This is a genomic window from Spongiivirga citrea (assembly GCF_010671565.1).
Taxonomy (GTDB): domain Bacteria; phylum Bacteroidota; class Bacteroidia; order Flavobacteriales; family Flavobacteriaceae; genus Spongiivirga; species Spongiivirga citrea.
In genome coordinates this window covers 101093-119060 of record NZ_JAABOQ010000003.1, presented here as the reverse complement: position 1 = coordinate 119060, position 17968 = coordinate 101093, and the positions used below count along the sequence as shown (strand labels likewise).

Sequence of the window (17968 nt, the reverse complement as noted above, 5' to 3'; positions counted from 1 at the left end):
AAAAAACATACTAAGGTAACAAATGTCATGTTTTGCAGTGGCATTGTTTTTTACATTTGAAAAATATGGAAACAATTATACAAACACCTTTAGCTGAAGCATTAGAAAATGCAATAAGCTATCAAGAATATAGAACATTAGTGGCCGACCTAGTAGCCGAAGGAAAATCTACAGGGCCAGAACAGACAGATGCATTATTAAACTACAGCACACTTAACGATAGACGAATGAAGCGTTTGGATAAAACTATGAAGCTATCAGAAGAAACGGTCAGCGTGGTTGAAGATTTTAAAGGAGATGTTACCTGGTTAGTATTAACAGAGAGTTGGTGTGGAGATGCTGCGCAAACAATGCCAGCCATGCAAAAACTTGCTGGGCTAACTGATAAAATCGATTTTAAAGTAGTTTTAAGAGATGAGAATTTAGAATTGATGGATCAATATTTGACTAATGGTGGTCGCTCAATTCCTAAATTAATTGCCATTGATAATGCAACTGATGAGGTTGTCGGCACTTGGGGGCCAAGACCAACAAAGGCAACTAAATTGGTTAACGATTTTAAGGAAGCACATGGGAAGTTAACACCCGAATTCAAACAAGATTTACAAGTCTGGTACAATAAGGACAAAGGTCAAGATACCATTACTGATCTACTTGAGTTACTAAAGTAAATCGGAGTTTTTGTCGGTAAAAGTTGTTTATTTTTATACAAATAGACGATAAAGATGGCAGGCGAAACGAATATAGTGAAACTCATTAAGGGGATGACTCCTAAACTTAATGAAGGGGAGTATGTGTTTTCCACAATTAAGGACGTCAGCAGTATAGATCGAAAAGATGTTTTAGGGGAATTCAAAGAATTAGAAGGAACTACAATTATTATTGAGAGAAGGAAAGCAGACGCACTTAATCTCGAGTATGAATACATCGCTTCTTGGATAACCTTAATGATACATTCCGCTTTAGATGCGGTTGGTTTAACGGCTTTGTTTTCTGCCGAATTGGCTAAAAACAATATAAGCTGCAATATCGTTGCAGGGTATTATCATGACCACATATTTGTAGATAAGAAGGATGCTGAAAAAGCAATGAGAGCTTTAAATAATTTATCTAAACACTACGATTAAACTGTTATTTAGATTGGAAAACATAGGTGATAGTTCCTATTTGCTGCGCCTTATTACTACTATTAAATTTTGCTTTCTGGGCGTACTGCATGGCATTATCAACTAAGCAACCGTTACTAGTGGAAGATGCTCTCTCATTGTGAGAAGCACTAACAACATCGCCAAATCGATTTACAGTGATATTTATAACCACTTTGCCACCTGCAATACAAGTATAAGTCGGATTCGGAATTCGGTAAATTGGTTTTCGGTCAATTAAAGAAAATGAGACCGTACTGTTTCGACTTGTGGTAAAATTTTGAGCTAGATCTTTTTTACTATCGTCACCATTCGATGCTTTCTTTTCCTCTTCTTTTTCAGCTAGACTTTTTTCGTTTCCGGCAATTGCAGAATTAAGATCACCTTCAGATGCTTCGGCTTGCTCTGCAGCGCGCTTTGCAGCGGCTTCAGCTCTTAACTCATCAAGAGACTTTGTTTCCTCAAACTCTTTTATGAATTTTTCATTCTCATTGATTGCATCATGACTCTCAATTTTCTTGAAATCTTGCTGTTTTAATTCTTCTATCTGTTTTTCGAGCTCTTCTAGGGTTTCTTCATCTGCAAGTGGAAGTTCAATAAAAGTTTCAGCCATAGTAGGAGGCACCCCAGTAAGGCTAAGGTTGAATACCAACATTAATAGGTTCATTGCAATTAATACGGTAATTATTGAGGCTTTATGCTTTCTGTTAAGTTGCATTGTTTAAAAATAACATATTTTTCCTAGGTTTAGTATATACGTCCACCATCTATAAAACGACTTTGACTACTAAAACCCTACTAGAAATCGTTAAGAAACATATTAGATAGGGCTTAAAATTGCAAACTAGTCTATAATAAGTTCCATTTGAATATTACTGCGCTCATAAGGCGATGGACGGTTAATCATTTTAGTAAAGCCGAGCTGTTGGTATAGCTTTATCGCTGGGGTTAAAATGGTATTACTTTCTAGAAATATTCTTTTTGCGCCCTGTTGCTTGGCAATGTCAATCATTTTGTTGCCTATAATACGTCCAATTCCTTTACCATGAACTGAAGGATCAACTGCCATTTTTGCAAGTTCGAAATCATATTCAGGATCATCAACTTTTATCAATGCGCACGTGCCTGCAACTTTCCCATTATATAAAGCCATGATAATATGACCGCCCTTATTGATGATGTATTCCTGTGGATTTTCAAGTGATTGATGATCTGACTCTTCCATAACAAAATACGCTTCTATCCAACGCTGATTCAATCTCTTGAAATCAGTTGCGTATTTAGTGCTATATGGAATGATTTCAATATGTTCGGCTTCTCGCTTTTTTCTGACTTCTGCAACTCGATTTCTCATCGATTTTTGATCTAACAAATACTCAAATTCATCTAAAGCTCGCCAAAGTTTATTTGTAGCCTCGTTATTTAATGTTTCAATAACAGTAGCAACATCTTCAAAAGTTTGTTTTAATTCTTGACGCAGTACACGGCCTTTATCGGTGATATCGATAAGGTTTTTTCGAGCATCTTTAGGGTCTCTCGTTTCAAAAACTAACCCTTCTTTTAGTAATTCTTTTACAACAATACTAACAGACGGATGCGATTGACCTATTTGTTGAGCGATTTTAGTTATACCAAGAGGAGACTCTTCACAAAGGATAAAGAAGACCGGAAACCATTTTGGTTTCATGTTGTTATTGTAATCATTATATATTTGAGCAGATTGCTCAACAAGATGCTCGCTCAACAGTCGTAAGCGTGTACCAATTGCCATTTTGCCGGTTTTATTATAAAATTCTTTCAATGTAATGTTATTTACGTAGTTGACTACGTAAATATATAAATGAAATAAAAATTTTACAAATCAGGAAAGCGTTTATTGATAAATAGAAGTGAAATCGTTCGGTGAAATCCCATTTTCAACATTAAAATCACCAATTTTTGTTCGTCTTAAAGAAGATAAATATGCACCAGAGTCTAAAGCTTTTCCAAAATCATGTGCTAACGATCTAATATAGGTTCCTTTGCTACAAACGACTCTAAATGTTACTTCCGGAAGGTTAATAGCAGTTATCTCAAACTCGTGGATGGTTACTTTTCTCATCGGAATTTCAACAGATTCACCTTTTCGCGCATGTTCATACAAGCGCTTTCCATCTTTCTTAAGTGCTGAAAAAATTGGAGGCTTCTGATCAATTTCGCCAATAAATTGAGCTGTAGTTTTTTCTATTAAATCTGCATCGATATGATCTATGGGGAAAGTAGCATCAACTTCGGTTTCCATGTCATAACTAGGTCGGGTCTCGCCTAAATGAAAGGTGCCAGTATATTCTTTTACCTGATCTTGTAAATCGGATATTTTTTTGGTGAACTTACCGGTGCATATAATCAATAGTCCGCTGGCCAGAGGATCGAGTGTGCCTGCATGTCCAACCTTTATTTTTTTAAGCCCAAGATTTTTCTTAAGCATCCACTTAATCTTGTTTACTGCTTGAAACGATGTCCATTCCAAGGGCTTGTCAATTAAAAGGATTTGTCCTTCTTTAAAATCTTCAGCCTCCAGTTTCATAAGCAACTATTGCGATAAATATGAATACATAATGGCACCTGCCCCCACAATAAGACAGTAAACGGCAAAATAACTAAGCTTACTCTTCTTTACAAGACTAATCATCCATGTACATGCGAAAAGGCCGGCAACAAAAGCCGCAATAAATCCAGCCGAAAGTGGAACTAACTGCGAACTGTCTAAGGTGATTTTGCCGTCTAAAAGTGTCTTGGCTATGCTGCCGAAAATTAATGGAACAACCATTAAAAATGAGAATTTTGCAGCTCTTGTTTTATCAATTCCTAATAGGACAGAAGTGGATATCGTTGCACCGGATCTAGAAATACCCGGTAACATTGCAATTGCTTGAGAAAGGCCGATTATAAATGCATTTGGATAACTTACGCTTTTCTCTGTGTTCTTTGCTCTATCGGCTAAAAATAACAGCAGTGCAGTAACCAACAACATAAAACCGACTAGTTGTAAATTCTCGCCAAAAAGGGCTTCCAGTTGTTCTTCAAAAAATAGGCCTAAAAAAACGGCAGGAATCATCGAAAGGATAATTTTTAATGAGAATTGTGTTTCTTCATTCCACTTAAATTGAAACAAACCTCTTACAATCTCCATTACTTCCTTTCTAAAAATAACCAAGGTACTTAATGCAGTGGCAAAATGCATTACTACTGTAAAAAGTAAGCTTTCTTCTGGAACAGATTCGTCACCTAAAATGGCTTTTCCTAGTTCTAAGTGTCCGCTTGATGATACTGGTAAAAACTCAGTAAGTCCTTGAATAATACCAAGAATAATTGCATCGATGATCTCCATTAACTGGAAGTATTAGCTGTTGATTTTCGGCAAAAATACACTATAAATTTGAGTTGAAGTGTGAGATCTATTTCTTGTTAGGCGAAGCTAAAATGGCATAGATTTCAATAGCAAAACCTATAAGTACTAAAGTAGGTGCTATTCGTATTCTTCGAGTACTATAAATCTCTGGATTAAAAACGTTGGGGTCGTCGCTAGCACCACCCGCCATTAAGATAAAACCTAAGGCAATAAATGCAATGCCGATAAACATAAAAAGATAGTTGCGCTTACCGAAAACAAATTGTTTTGAAGGTTCTTGTTCAGGCTTTTTAATATTCTTTTTACTCATTGGTCTTCAATTTCATTAAAAATGACCTTATCATCAACCACTAGTTTTGATATGTGTGGATGTATGCCATCTGTGGTTAAAGGGGTCCATCTTTTAATGCTGTGCAAAATAACCCTTTTATTTAAAACCGTGTTGTTAAGACTATCTAAATAAAGCCCAAGTTTCATCCCTCTGTTAATGTAAAAAGGTCGTTCTACTTGTTTTATTTTGAAATAGATGTCATTGCCACTCCCCTGATAAATATCGGTTACAATTCCTTCAACCTGAACAACATCTTCGGCAGTCACATTTTTTATAGGGCGAAAGGTGATCCAAAATAAGACCAAAAAAACAACGAATAGCGTAATCGAAATCGTCCAGAAAAAATACTTCATTAGGCGTATAACTGATCTGTTCGTAAGTTGAGAAAACGCTGGGTTGCAAAAAAGGTGCTAATCCAAGTAATGATAATACCTACTAATAAAATACCAGTAAACAATCCCGCTATAAGTAAGGTGTCACTAAGTAGATTGAGTTCTAAGAAGCTTTTATTAAGGTAGTATAATACTACAGCTACACCAGCGATTGCTAGAAGAGCTCCTACGATGCCTAGTTTTATGCTTTTCCAAATAAATGGCTTTCTAATAAAGCCTTTGGTGGCACCAACCATCTGCATGGTCTTAATAATAAATCGCTTTGAATAAACTGATAATCGTATCGAGCTATTAATCAGCAGCACCGCTATGAATGTAAAAACACCACTTATAACCAATACCCAAAAACTAATGCGCTTTACATTGTCATTAAGTAGGGCGATGAGAGGTTTGTCATATACAACTTCATCTACAAAATTTTTCGAGCTGATTTCAGTAGTGATTTCCTCTAAAGCTTCTGGCGAAACAAAATCAGCTTTTAGAAAAATATCCATACTATTCTGCAGGGGGTTGTACCCTAGATAGCTTAAAAAGTCTTCGCCAATTTTTTTGCTTTGCTCTTCAGCAGCTTGTTCTTTCGAAATATAAGTAACCGATTTGGTGTAATCGGCCATCGATAGTCGTTTTTGTAATCTATTTACTTCAATTTCTTTAGCGTTGTCTTTTAGATAGACTGATAAAGCAATCTTTTCTTTAAAATGGTCGGCAACCTTTTTGGTATTCAGTACTAACAATCCCAATAAACCCAGTAAAAAAAGCACCAATGAAATACTGATAACTACTGAAAAATAGGAGGATATTAAGCGACGTTTTTGATATTTATCGTACGATGAACTCATGTAGATTTTTGGTAAACAGAAATTTCACAAACAAAAGTAAACGAATTATATATCGTATTTTAAATTCGTATAGATATTATAACCACATATTATGAACATTGTTGTATTTGGTGTAGGCGGGGTAGGTGGATTTTTTGGTGGAAAATTAGCGAAAGCAGGTCATGAAGTTACTTTTATTGCCAGAGGGAAGCATTTAGAAGCGATTAAGGAAAATGGTCTTACTGTAAAAAGTATCGAAGGTGATTTTAAAATCCCAAAAGCAAAAGCTACTGATGAAGTAGCAATAGTTAAACACGCCGATGTTATTTTTCTCGCTGTAAAATCGTGGCAGGTAGAAGATATTGGTAAGCAATTGAAATCGGTGTTAAAACCTGATGCCGTTGTAATTCCATTACAAAATGGTGCAGATAATGCAGAAAAATTACTGATTTCCCTCCGGAAAAATCAAGTTTTAGGAGGATTATGTCGAATTATTAGTAAGATTGAATCACCGGGTGTGATCAATCATTTTGCATTTCATCCTCAGATTATTTTTGGGGAACTGAATAATGAAAAATCGGATAGAGTTTTAAAAATACAGTGGTTGTTTATGGATGCAAAAGTAGATTGTATAGTGCCTGAAGATATCCAAGCCGCCATTTGGACAAAATTCTTATTTATTACAACAATTAGCGGACTTGGTGCTTTGACCAGATCAGAAATTGGTGTTATGCGCGAGGATGAAAAACTACGCGATATGATGCAGCAAACGGCAAACGAAATTCTGGAAATTGCCAATACAAAAGGAATTAACATCAATCAAAAGACAATTGAAAAGGCATTCGCTGCAATTGATAAACAAGCATATCATACCACGGCATCCATGCAGCGTGATATAATGGAAGGAAGACCTTCAGAACTAGAAAATTTTAATGGATATGTTGTAAAAGAAGGATTGAAAATGGGGATTCCTACTCCTGTAAATTCTTTTATTTATAACTGTCTACTGCCAATGGAGAAAAAAGCACGAAAGCACCTTAGAAATTAGGTAAAACCCTGTATTTTTGCAGGCTGATATACAATACAAATACCGTGCAATATCACTTTAATACTATAGAAGCCAAATGGCAAAAACATTGGGCAGAAAATGGAACTTTTCATGCTCAAAATAATTCTGATAAACCTAAGTACTATGTCTTAGATATGTTTCCTTATCCGTCGGGAGCAGGGTTACATGTTGGGCATCCTTTAGGATATATCGCCAGTGATATTTATGCGCGCTATAAAAGGCATAAAGGCTTTAATGTATTGCACCCGCAGGGCTATGATAGTTTTGGTTTACCGGCTGAACAGTATGCTATTCAAACCGGTCAGCATCCTGCTATTACGACAGAAACTAATATTAAGAGGTACCGCGAGCAACTAGATAAAATCGGATTTTCATTTGATTGGAGTCGTGAAGTGCGAACATCAGATCCTAGTTATTACAAATGGACGCAGTGGATATTTATTCAATTATTCAACTCATGGTATGATAACGATCAAGATAAAGCGCGTTCAATTGATGACTTAGTTTCCATTTTTGAAAAAGAAGGGAATAGCAAGGTCAAAGCAGCTTGTGATGACGATACAGAGGCATTTGATGCCGCTACTTGGAATTCGCTTTCGGAAGACGAAAAACAACAATTACTATTAAAATATAGACTGACTTATTTAGCTGAAACCGAAGTAAACTGGTGCTCCGCTTTAGGTACAGTATTGGCGAATGATGAGATCGTAAATGGTGTTTCAGAGCGTGGCGGACATCCAGTTATTCGTAAGAAAATGACGCAGTGGAGTATGCGTATTGCAGCCTATGCGCAACGTTTACTAGATGGATTAAATAAAATAGATTGGCCGCAGCCGCTTAAGGATTCGCAGGCTAATTGGATAGGGCGTAGTGAAGGAGCTCATGTTGAGTTCAGAGTTCAGAGTTCAGAGTTCAGAATTGGGGTGTTCACAACTAGACCTGATACTATTTTTGGAGTATCATTTATGACTTTAGCTCCAGAACATGAGTTGGTTTCTCAAATTACTACTCCAGAGCAAAAAGAAGCAGTTGATGCCTATGTTGAAGCAACTGCAAAACGAAGTGAACGTGAACGAATGGCTGATGTAAAAACCATTAGTGGGGTATTTACGGGGGCATATGCCGAGCATCCATTCTCAAAAGAACCAATCCCAATTTGGATAGGCGATTATGTATTGGCTGGCTACGGTACAGGAGCTGTTATGGCCGTACCCTCCGGGGATCAACGTGATTATGATTTTGCAAAGCACTTTGGTATCGATATTCCCAATATTTTCAAGGATATAGATATTTCTGAAGAAGCATTTGCCGATAAAGACAATACTGTCATCGCTAATTCGGATTTTCTTGACGGATTGCCATATAAAGAAGCAGTAAGAAAAGCGATTGACGAATTAGAAAAAATAGGACAAGGCAAAGGCAAGATTAATTACCGATTGCGTGATGCGGTATTTAGCAGACAGCGTTATTGGGGTGAGCCATTTCCGGTATATTATAAAAACGGATTGCCGCAAATGATTGATTCCAAACATTTGCCCATTGAATTACCAGAAGTTGAGAAGTATTTACCAACTGAAACAGGAGAACCCCCTTTAGGAAATGCCACTGACTGGGCTTGGGACACAAATAAAAATGAGGTTGTTTCAAACGATCGTATTGATAATGAAACCGTTTTTGCTTTAGAACTAAATACGATGCCAGGTTGGGCAGGAAGTTCGTACTACTTTAACCGCTATATGGATCCGCATAATGAAGAGGCCTTTGTAAGTAAAGAAGCCGTGGATTATTGGAAAGAAATTGACCTATATATAGGGGGAAGCGAACACGCCACTGGCCATTTATTGTATTCGCGTTTTTGGCAAAAATTCTTGTTCGATCGTGGGTATTTACCGGTTGATGAATATGCAAAGAAGTTGATTAATCAGGGGATGATCTTGGGAGAAGGGGCATTTGTTAGCTTTTATAGGGGTCCGTATTGGAACAGTAAAAATTCAGCTTCGGAAGGTTCGGATTTCAAGACGATTTTGTTAAGTTTTGATGTTGTTCTTTTTATTAGGAAACATATAAAGTTTTTTGGAACCCTTTGGCTATCTAACCCGGAGAATATAGCAAGTGACTTTGATAGATATAAGATTGATGGAACTACTCAAAATAAAATACTTAAGATTTATAATGAATTAAATTCCTTTGCAAAAGAATTAGGATATGATGCAATAGATTGGAATAGAAATTTATTTCAAGTCTTTCCTTCTAGAGTTGATGTAAGTATGGTCAATATAGATAATACAATTGATGTGCTTGAATTTCAGAAGAAAACAAAACAATTCAAGGATTCAAAAGTTCTTACAATGGAAGATGGCCTTTTCAAAGTTTCTAGAGAAACGGAAAAAATGTCCAAGTCCAAGTACAATGTCGTCAACCCAGATGACATCTGTGAACGCTACGGGGCTGATACTTTGCGCATGTACGAAATGTTTCTAGGTCCGCTTGAGCAAGCCAAACCTTGGAATACTGCTGGTATTACAGGAGTACATTCTTTCCTTAAAAAAATGTGGAAGTTGTATGCTGATGATAATGGCGTAAAAGTCACCGATGCTGAACCTTCAAAAGAAAGTTTAAAGACACTACATAAAACCATTAAAAAGGTAGAAGAAGATATCGAGAACTTCTCGTTTAATACATCGGTATCAACCTTTATGATTGCGGTAAACGAATTGACAGTTCAAAAATGTCGATCTAAAGCCGTGTTAGAGCCCTTGTGTATACTAATATCGCCTTATGCTCCGCATATCGCAGAAGAGCTGTGGTCGCTTCTAGGGCATGAGGATAGCATTTCAACTGCGTCTTTCCCAGTGTTTGAAGAAAAGTATTTGGTAGAGGATAGTAAGACCTACCCGATATCATTTAATGGCAAAATGCGTTTTACGATGGATTTACCTTTAGACCTTAGTAAAGATGATATAGAGGCAGCAGTAATGGTGCATGAAAAAACAAAAGAACAGCTACAAGGTCGCACTCCAAAAAAGGTAATTGTAGTACCAGGTAAGATTGTAAATATTGTTGGTTAGAAATTTATTTTGTTAATAAAGTGTTGATAAGGTAGGGTATTTGGTTTTTAGGTTGTTATATATATGCAACCCCAAATTGCTAAATCTTAACAACATGAAAAAAGTACTTATCTATTGTAGTTTGCTTACCACTTTATTAGCTATTGCTATCTGGTAATAACAAACAGACCTAAAACAAATAAAATCCCGCACTTAGCGGGATTTTTTGTTGAAAGAGGTAGGGTATTTTAAGGAGTTGTTGTTATATAAGTAACCCCAAACTTTTCTATCATGAGATGTACAAAACAAATTAAAAGAGGACTTATCTATTTTGTAATTGCCTTAGTACTAAGTGTTGCAAATATCGCTTTAAACTCATCTGAGACTGAAATGGATAATGCTACCGATACTCAATTTTCTGTTGCAGTAACACAACCAGCTAACTTCAAATAAAAGAGAGTAGTTTACCCTTTAGAACCAGACCTAAAATGAACGATTTATTCGCTGTCTTTCTTAGCAATTAAATTACTGACTAAAGGTTAAAAATATTTCAAAAGATCTTGCTAGAAAGCAAGATCTTTTTTGTTTTAAAAATATATTTTAAATAACTGATTATCAATTATTTAAAATAATAAATTTATATGAAATTTGGGTAGGGTTTTTTAGGTTTAAACTGTTTTATATACGAACATAATAATAACCAAAATGACAATTAAATTTCCCCTTGCCCTTCCAACCTTAATCCTTGCTTTTTTCTTACTACAATCTTGTTCTAAAGATGAACCCGTAGAAATAGAAAATCTAATGACCATTGAAAATTTTATTCCGGAAGGAAAAATTAATGGAATAGACTTTAATCCGGATAGTGGTTTTGCGATCGTAAATGGAAATAATCAATTAATTATAGTACTGTCTGAAACTGAATTTTCATGTGATAATCTAAGTTTACAAAATGAGAATCACGTTACCATAAAAACTAAAAATGAAACGGGTAATGTAGATGAGACGGAACTAGTGCTGTGGGAAAACTTAGCTAGTGGTGCTATCATGCAAAATACCACAATTACTATAGATAGTATTGACGATACCCACGTACAAGGTACATTAAGTCATGAAATTGATACTGATAACTTTATAGAAGGAAAATTTCAAGTAATGATCTGTCAAAACTGACAAATTTTCACAAATATGACATCAAGTTAAAACCTCGCTAATCTGGCGAGGTTTTTGCTTTTTAATAACTATATTTAATAAAAACTAGAAAGTTATGATGACCTATTATATTTTGGTAGGTGGTATTGCGTTAATCAGTATGTTAGTTAGCAACCGCCTAAAATCTAAGTTTAAGCACTATTCAAAAGTCCATTTGCGAAATGGAATGAGTGGCGCAGAGATTGCGCAAAAAATGTTGTCTGATCACGGCATTAGTGATGTAAAAGTTATTTCTACTCCAGGACGCCTTACCGATCATTATAATCCAAGAGATAAAACTGTGAATTTGAGTGAAGCAGTTTATAGCCAACGAAATGCTGCTGCTGCTGCTGTAGCTGCACATGAAGTTGGTCATGCCGTCCAACATGCGCAAGCATATAGTTGGCTAACAATGCGGTCTCAGTTAGTACCGGTTGTAGGAGTTGCCTCAAAATTTTCGATGTTTGCCATAATGGGGGGTATTATTTTGATGAGTGCAGCAAGTGTTGGTATTGGTAAAATGGTATTATTAGTGGGCCTAGGAATGTTCGCCATGGGAACCCTTTTCAGCTTTATCACACTACCTGTAGAATATGACGCCAGTAACCGAGCACTGGTCTGGTTAGAGCGAAAAAACATGGTAAGTCGGGAAGAATTGTCTGGAGCTAAAGATTCGCTTAAATGGGCTGCAAGGACTTACTTGGTTGCTGCTTTGGGGTCATTGGCAACCTTGGTTTACTTCGCATTTCGATTTTTAGGGAATGACTAAATAGAAATATTGAATGATTTATTTAAACCATCAATACTATTTGTGTTGGTGGTTTTTTTATTGGGTATTCGAGACTATTCTGCTAAAAACTAAACTTTAATTTGCCGTTCTATCTGCTGATTTAGACTAATAAAAGTTTCTGTGCGCTGCACTCCTTTTATAGTTTGAATCTCCTTATTCAGCAAGTTCATTAAATGCTCGTTGTCCTGACATAAAATTTTTATGAAGATGGACCAGTTTCCTGTCGTATAATGACATTCGAGTACTTCGGGAATTTGTTTTAACTGGCGAACAGCATCCGGATTGCTCATTGCTTTGTCTAAAAAGATTCCGATAAACGCCATTGTATTATAACCCAGTGCTTTTGGATTAATAATAAATTTTGAACCAGAAATTAGACCAGAGGATTCCAACTTTCGCAATCGTTGGTGTATTGCTGCTCCTGAAATTCCGATTTGTCTGGCAATTTCCAGTATTGGTTTACGGGCGTCGGCCATTAAAAATCGTAGAATCTTTTTATCAATCCCATCAATTTGAACGATCTCATTTTTTAGCTTCATAACTATTCGAATTGAAAGTAAATGTAGCTAAAATCAGAATAAATGAAATAAAAACTATTATTTGTTTTGAGGATTGTAACCTACATAAGACACTTGCTTTTCGTGAAACACAATACCGTAATCTTCTAGTTCCTTTAAAATAGGATCGTATACTTCTTTGGTTATAGGTAGTTGCACGCCAGGTTTTTTTATCGTCCCGTTTAAAATATGTAACGCTGCAATAGCCACTGGTAGTCCCACTGTTTTTGCCATAGCCGTATAAGGCTGATCATCCCCGATAACAACAAGGTTAGAATCAATTTGTTTCTTTACTCCGTTTAGTTCATAACCAAACTTATGGTACATCACTATCATATCCTTATCATCAGGGGCTAATGTCCAGCTATCCATTAATATTTTTTGAAGCATTTGGGCTGGTGTGGCATCTTTTAACCCTATCATTTTATTAGGATTAAACAGGTCAAGTTCTTCTAGCTTCAGCCAGAAAATGTCATCTTGGTCAATCTTTAAAAGATGGCGCAGTTTAAGTTCAACACTATCAGTTAAACTGTATGGAAGGAAAGAATTGATAAAATCACGATAACTCATATGTTCGCTGCCTTCCATAATATAAGTGTCGTCGGTCATTCCTAACTGAACAAAAATATTCCAAGCTTTACTAAAGCCAACTTTTCTTATGGTGCCTCTATAAAGGGTCAAAATATCATCAAGACCATACACACTGCGGTATTTTAAAGAATCGCGATTAGCATAGGCTTCGAATCTTCCGTGTCCTTCAATTTCTAAAAACTCGGTACGTCGGAATAATTTGTGATATGGGATGTATTTATAACTGCCTTCCTGAATAAATTTAGCTGCACCTCCATGTCCAGCCAATACAACATTTCTAGGATTCCACGTGAATTTATAGTTCCATAAGTTGTTATCGCTTTCTGGAGCTACTAATCCACCTGCAAACGATTCAAATAGCAATAATTTGGCACCGCCTTCACGAATACGATCAATTATTTGCATAGCACTCATATGGTCGATACCTGGATCAAGGCCAATCTCATTCATAAATACCAAGCCGGCACTTTTAACTTCTTGATCTAGTGCACGCATCTCATCGCTGATGTATGATGCCGTTACCATGTGTTTTTTAAATTGAAGACAATCTTTTGCTACTTGAATATGAAAGCGTGCAGGAAGCATACTAATTACAAGATCACAGGCTTTGATTGCAGTTTGTCTTCCTTCCGTATTAAAAACGTCTAGCGCTATTGCACTGGCATTGGTATGATCTCCGGTAAGTTGTTTGGCATTCTCAATTTGTAAATCTGCGATGGTGATATGCAGTTGTTCAGTTGCAGATTTGTCTAAAAGGTATTGTATTAAAGAGGAAGCTGATCTTCCTGCGCCAATTACCAGAATTTTTCTCATAGCTTTGTACTAACGATCAAGTGTTATGTATGTAACACAAATATACCTAAATGTTATATTTAAAAAATACAATATATGAATAAGGTTGATAAAAAGTTGGTGCTTACAGCAGCGCTATTCGGACTAATTGCTGTTTTAATAGGGGCTTTTGGCGCCCATGGATTAAAACAACTAATTAGTGCGGAACAAATACAAACCTTAGAAACAGGTGTAAAATATCAAATGTATCACGCGCTATTCATGTTATTGATAGCGTGTATTTCGGCATTAAAAACTAAAACGAAGAATGTGCTGTGGCATCTTGTAACAATTGGAATTATTCTGTTCTCAGGATCTATTTACGGTTTGACAACAAACGACCTTACTTCATTTAATTTTAAATCGATTGCCTTGATTACGCCTGTGGGTGGGACATTGCTTATTATTAGTTGGATTGTTTTATTCGTTAATGTGCTTAAAATAAAGACGAAATAATATCACATTAGAGTACCTAGTGGTTAAATAATTTATAGTTTTGCTATCTGTTTAAACATTAGAAACACATAACAACACAACACACAAATTCATGGATTCGAACACCGAATTAACGAAAACGATTTCGCTGGAAAAATACGGTATTAAAACCGAAAAAATTAACTACCAGCTTAGTCCAGATGCGCTTCATGATATTGCAATTGAAAAAGGTCAAGGAGTTGAAGTAAATTCCGGGGCGCTTGCGATTAACACTGGCAAATTTACGGGAAGATCACCATTAGATCGTTTTATTGTAAAAGATGATATTACCAAAGATAAGGTTTGGTGGGGCGACATTAATATACCTTTTAATAGTGATGATTTTGATGCACTTTATGATAAGGTTGTCGATTACTTAGGAGATAAAGAAGTCTTTGTGCGTGACGCTTACGCCTGCGCTGATGAAAATTATAAGCTAAATATCCGGGTAGTTAACGAATATCCTTGGTCTAATATGTTTGCATATAACATGTTTTTACGACCATCGGATGCAGAATTAGAAAGTTTTCAAGAAGAATGGCTCGTAGTAAATGCGCCAGGATTTTTGGCAAATCCGGCAGTAGATAAAACACGTCAGGCTAACTTTGCAATTCTAGACTTCACAAGAAAAATCGCATTAATTGGCGGAACAGGTTATACCGGCGAAATAAAAAAGGGGATTTTCTCTGCTTTAAATTTTATTCTACCCGTATTTAAAAATACACTACCAATGCACTGCTCAGCTAACGTTGGTAAAAATGATGACACGGCAATATTCTTTGGGTTATCGGGTACTGGCAAGACGACATTATCGGCTGATCCTGATCGCCGTTTGATTGGTGATGATGAACATGGTTGGACAAATGAAAATACTGTTTTCAATTTTGAAGGAGGGTGTTATGCAAAAGTGATTGATCTTTCATCTGAAAAAGAACCGGAGATTTATAACGCAATAAAACGAGGAGCAATCCTTGAGAACGTAATTATTGACGATAAAGGCGCAGTTGATTTTGGAGATACAAGTATCACCCAAAATACAAGAGTAAGTTATCCTATCTATCACATTGAAAATATTCAAAAACCATCAATTGGGCGAAACCCTAAAAACATCTTTTTTTTAACAGCAGATGCTTTTGGTGTGCTTCCTCCAATTTCTAAATTGACACCAAGTCAAGCGGCCTATCACTTTATATCTGGTTATACTGCAAAAGTTGCCGGAACCGAAGCTGGTGTAAAAGAGCCTATTCCGTCATTCTCTGCTTGTTTTGGAGCGCCATTTATGCCATTACATCCAACAAAATATGCCGAAATGTTAAGTACTAAAATGAAAGAAGCTGGAGTAAATGTATGGCTTGTGAATACTGGGTGGACTGGTGGACCTTATGGAGTGGGGTCTCGAATTAAACTTAAGTATACACGAGCAATGATTAATGCTGTACTTAACGGAGATTTAGGATTGTATAATTATGACGATTACCATATTCACTCTGTTTTCGGAGTGGCGCAACCTCGATCTTGCCCAGGTGTGCCAACGGAGGTACTTAGTCCTAGAACTACATGGAATGATGATGAAGCTTACTATAAAAAGGCATTTACCTTATCAAATGCATTTCGAGAAAACTTTAAGCAGTTTGAGTCTTATGCGAGCGAAGAAATTCGCCGTGGAGGACCCCAACGATACGCTTTTTAGTAGAGGTGTAATTAAATAAAAACAAAAAAATCCCTGAAAGTTAATTCAGGGATTTTTTTGTTTTATTGAATAAGCAGCAACTCACGCTGTTGCCCTAAAGTATTATTTTTTATTAGCTTGAGAAATGTACTTTTCTAATGCCATTGTCATCGATGGTGTTTCAGGCGTTGGGGCCTGAATATCGATTCGGAGTGCTCTATTGGTTGCTTCACGAACCGTGGTGTTACCAAAAACAGCAATACGGGTATCGTTTTGTTCAAAATCTGGAAAATTCTCAAACAACGATTGAATACCTGAAGGGCTAAAAAAGACTAGAATGTCATAATACACATTTCTTAAGTCAGACAAGTCACTAATAACCGTTTTGTACAAAGTAGCACGTGTCCATGATACTTTTAGGTCGTCCAAAATTTCAGGAATAATTGGTTTCAATTTATCTGAAGACGGAAGCATGAATTCTTCGTCTTTGTACTTTTTGACAATTATTGATAGATCCTGAAATGTACGTTTGCCAACATAAATTTTACGTTTACGGTATACAACATATTTTTGAAGGTAATATGCAACCGCTTCCGACTGGCAGAAATACTTCATAGTATCTGGGACTTTAAATCGCATTTCTTCTGCGATTCTGAAAAAGTGATCGACTGCATTACGACTTGTTAGTATAATTGCAGTGAATTTATTCAGGTCGATCTTTTGTTGTCTAACTTCCTTCGCGTCAACCCCTTCTACATGTATAAAGGGTCTAAAATCGATCTTTACTTTCTGCTTCTCAACAAGCCTTAAATAAGGAGAGTTTTCTACTTTAGGCTCCGGTTGAGAAACCAGAATGGTTTTCACTTTCATAAGCGATATTTCGTATTAATTTGCGTTTAGGTGAATCACTTTTAACACAACTAAATAGGGTGCTATTTCAAGTGCGCAAAGATACAAAATAAAATAAAACAGATTGTCTATGATTAGTTTTTGATATTTCCTGAAGATAATTAGCTGGGCAGCGAGATTAACTAATATAAACAATGCTATTGTTATATATAATAAGGTGTTGTTGCTAAAACTAAAGTATATCAATAATGCATTAATCGGAATTAAGTATAAGCTAATCAGATTTCTATAGCTTATTTTTTGAAAATTATAGTCCTCAAACAGGGCATCAATTTCAAAGACTGCTGCAATAGTTTTTTCTAAAAAATACTTAAAAGCAATGATTACCAATAAATATGAGATTATTTTTATAAAAAGATAATCCGTGGTTGCAGCAACATCAGATAAAGCAAAAAAGGATAAATAAATGAAAATAGCAAGACTAATTATTTGAGCTGAAAACAATAAAAGGCTAAAGCGATTAATTACGAGATTTTTTTCCTTGCCATAGATAGAAATGTATTTGTTGTTGGTAAATAAGGAAGTAAAATAGGCAAAACGTGATTCGAAAAGGCTTTTTGCGACTGTAGTTAATACTAATGCTAGTACCAGTAATATGGTTAGCCAATCGTTGGTTTCTACGTTTCGTATAATCGCATCAGTCATCGTTGGTAAAAATAACATTATTGTATTGATTGCGCTATATGGTATTTGCAATTTACTAACTAGTTGTTCTTGATTTTATAGTAACAAAGATGGTCATCAAAATGTGTACTTTTGTTGC

General features: G+C 36.0%; 20 protein-coding genes. 9 read left to right on the top strand and 11 right to left on the bottom strand.

The genetic code is table 11. The features are described from left to right. The first annotated feature begins 65 nt into the window (after positions 1-65). Both GWK10_RS07135 and GWK10_RS07130 read left to right on the top strand, forming a co-directional pair. A complete protein-coding gene (locus GWK10_RS07135) occupies positions 66-671 on the top strand; it encodes a thioredoxin family protein (protein WP_164030862.1) in 606 nt (201 codons plus the stop codon). 54 nt (positions 672-725) lie between these two features. Beyond that, entirely contained in the window at positions 726-1127 is a 402-nt protein-coding gene (locus tag GWK10_RS07130; protein ID WP_164030859.1) for an ACT domain-containing protein, read from the top strand. 4 nt (positions 1128-1131) lie between these two features. Here GWK10_RS07130 and GWK10_RS07125 read toward each other — a convergent pair whose 3' ends face one another. The 7 genes from GWK10_RS07125 to GWK10_RS07095 form a co-directional block, all read right to left on the bottom strand. Beyond that, positions 1132-1863, bottom strand: coding sequence for a hypothetical protein (locus tag GWK10_RS07125; protein WP_164030856.1), 732 nt, complete (start codon positions 1861-1863; stop codon positions 1132-1134). Between the two features lie 126 nt (positions 1864-1989). After that, a complete protein-coding gene (locus GWK10_RS07120) occupies positions 1990-2916 on the bottom strand; it encodes a bifunctional helix-turn-helix transcriptional regulator/GNAT family N-acetyltransferase (RefSeq protein ID WP_164030852.1) in 927 nt (308 codons plus the stop codon). A gap of 102 nt (positions 2917-3018) precedes the next feature. Further along, complete coding sequence (truB, locus tag GWK10_RS07115) at positions 3019-3711, bottom strand: tRNA pseudouridine(55) synthase TruB (RefSeq protein WP_164030849.1); 693 nt, start codon at positions 3709-3711, stop codon at positions 3019-3021. 6 nt (positions 3712-3717) lie between these two features. Next, positions 3718-4515 (bottom strand): undecaprenyl-diphosphate phosphatase, encoded by a 798-nt coding sequence (locus GWK10_RS07110; protein WP_164030846.1) that lies wholly within the window; start codon positions 4513-4515, stop codon positions 3718-3720. A 67-nt stretch (positions 4516-4582) separates the two neighbouring features. Continuing rightward, positions 4583-4846: a DUF3098 domain-containing protein gene (locus GWK10_RS07105; protein ID WP_164030843.1), complete on the bottom strand. Its 264-nt coding sequence runs from the start codon at positions 4844-4846 to the stop codon at positions 4583-4585. Next, entirely contained in the window at positions 4843-5220 is a 378-nt protein-coding gene (locus GWK10_RS07100; protein ID WP_164030839.1) for a hypothetical protein, read from the bottom strand. The genes GWK10_RS07105 and GWK10_RS07100 overlap by 4 nt, the downstream gene beginning before the upstream one ends. Beyond that, complete coding sequence (locus GWK10_RS07095) at positions 5220-6098, bottom strand: cell division protein FtsX (protein WP_164030836.1); 879 nt, start codon at positions 6096-6098, stop codon at positions 5220-5222. The genes GWK10_RS07100 and GWK10_RS07095 overlap by 1 nt, the downstream gene beginning before the upstream one ends. 91 nt (positions 6099-6189) lie before the next feature. On the opposite strand from GWK10_RS07095, the gene GWK10_RS07090 reads away from it, so the two are divergent. The 5 genes from GWK10_RS07090 to GWK10_RS07070 all read left to right on the top strand — a co-directional run bounded on the left by GWK10_RS07090 (position 6190) and on the right by GWK10_RS07070 (position 12153). Next, complete coding sequence (locus GWK10_RS07090) at positions 6190-7125, top strand: ketopantoate reductase family protein (RefSeq protein WP_164030834.1); 936 nt, start codon at positions 6190-6192, stop codon at positions 7123-7125. Positions 7126-7169: 44 nt separating this feature from the next. Next, positions 7170-10214, top strand: a complete 3045-nt coding sequence (locus GWK10_RS07085; protein ID WP_164030832.1) for a leucine--tRNA ligase — start codon at positions 7170-7172, stop codon at positions 10212-10214. 270 nt (positions 10215-10484) lie between these two features. Then, complete coding sequence (locus tag GWK10_RS07080; RefSeq protein WP_164030828.1) at positions 10485-10646, top strand: hypothetical protein; 162 nt, start codon at positions 10485-10487, stop codon at positions 10644-10646. 252 nt (positions 10647-10898) lie between these two features. Then, positions 10899-11366: a hypothetical protein gene (locus tag GWK10_RS07075; protein WP_164030824.1), complete on the top strand. Its 468-nt coding sequence runs from the start codon at positions 10899-10901 to the stop codon at positions 11364-11366. A gap of 94 nt (positions 11367-11460) precedes the next feature. Next, a complete protein-coding gene (locus GWK10_RS07070; RefSeq protein ID WP_164030818.1) occupies positions 11461-12153 on the top strand; it encodes a zinc metallopeptidase in 693 nt (230 codons plus the stop codon). 89 nt (positions 12154-12242) lie between these two features. Here the strand turns inward: GWK10_RS07070 and GWK10_RS07065 are convergent, their stop codons facing one another. Together GWK10_RS07065 and GWK10_RS07060 are read right to left on the bottom strand one after the other, a co-directional pair. Beyond that, complete coding sequence (locus tag GWK10_RS07065; protein WP_164030815.1) at positions 12243-12713, bottom strand: Lrp/AsnC ligand binding domain-containing protein; 471 nt, start codon at positions 12711-12713, stop codon at positions 12243-12245. A 57-nt stretch (positions 12714-12770) separates the two neighbouring features. Beyond that, positions 12771-14135 (bottom strand): saccharopine dehydrogenase family protein, encoded by a 1365-nt coding sequence (locus GWK10_RS07060; protein WP_164030811.1) that lies wholly within the window; start codon positions 14133-14135, stop codon positions 12771-12773. A gap of 75 nt (positions 14136-14210) precedes the next feature. Here GWK10_RS07060 and GWK10_RS07055 point away from each other — a divergent pair, with 75 nt between their 5' ends. Further along, positions 14211-14609, top strand: a complete 399-nt coding sequence (locus tag GWK10_RS07055; RefSeq protein ID WP_164030807.1) for a DUF423 domain-containing protein — start codon at positions 14211-14213, stop codon at positions 14607-14609. Between the two features lie 91 nt (positions 14610-14700). Then, positions 14701-16317 carry a phosphoenolpyruvate carboxykinase (ATP) gene (gene pckA / locus GWK10_RS07050; protein ID WP_164030804.1) on the top strand — a complete coding sequence of 539 codons (1617 nt, stop codon included), beginning with the start codon at positions 14701-14703 and terminating at the stop codon, positions 16315-16317. Positions 16318-16419: 102 nt separating this feature from the next. Here pckA and GWK10_RS07045 read toward each other — a convergent pair whose 3' ends face one another. Together GWK10_RS07045 and GWK10_RS07040 are read right to left on the bottom strand one after the other, a co-directional pair. Beyond that, on the bottom strand, positions 16420-17166 hold the full coding sequence (locus tag GWK10_RS07045) for a uroporphyrinogen-III synthase (protein ID WP_164030800.1): 747 nt from the start codon (positions 17164-17166) through the stop codon (positions 16420-16422). 15 nt (positions 17167-17181) lie between these two features. Further along, the gene (locus GWK10_RS07040; RefSeq protein WP_164030797.1) at positions 17182-17868 is read right to left on the bottom strand and encodes a DUF4271 domain-containing protein; all 687 of its coding nucleotides are present in this window, start codon (positions 17866-17868) and stop codon (positions 17182-17184) included. Positions 17869-17968 lie beyond the last annotated feature (100 nt).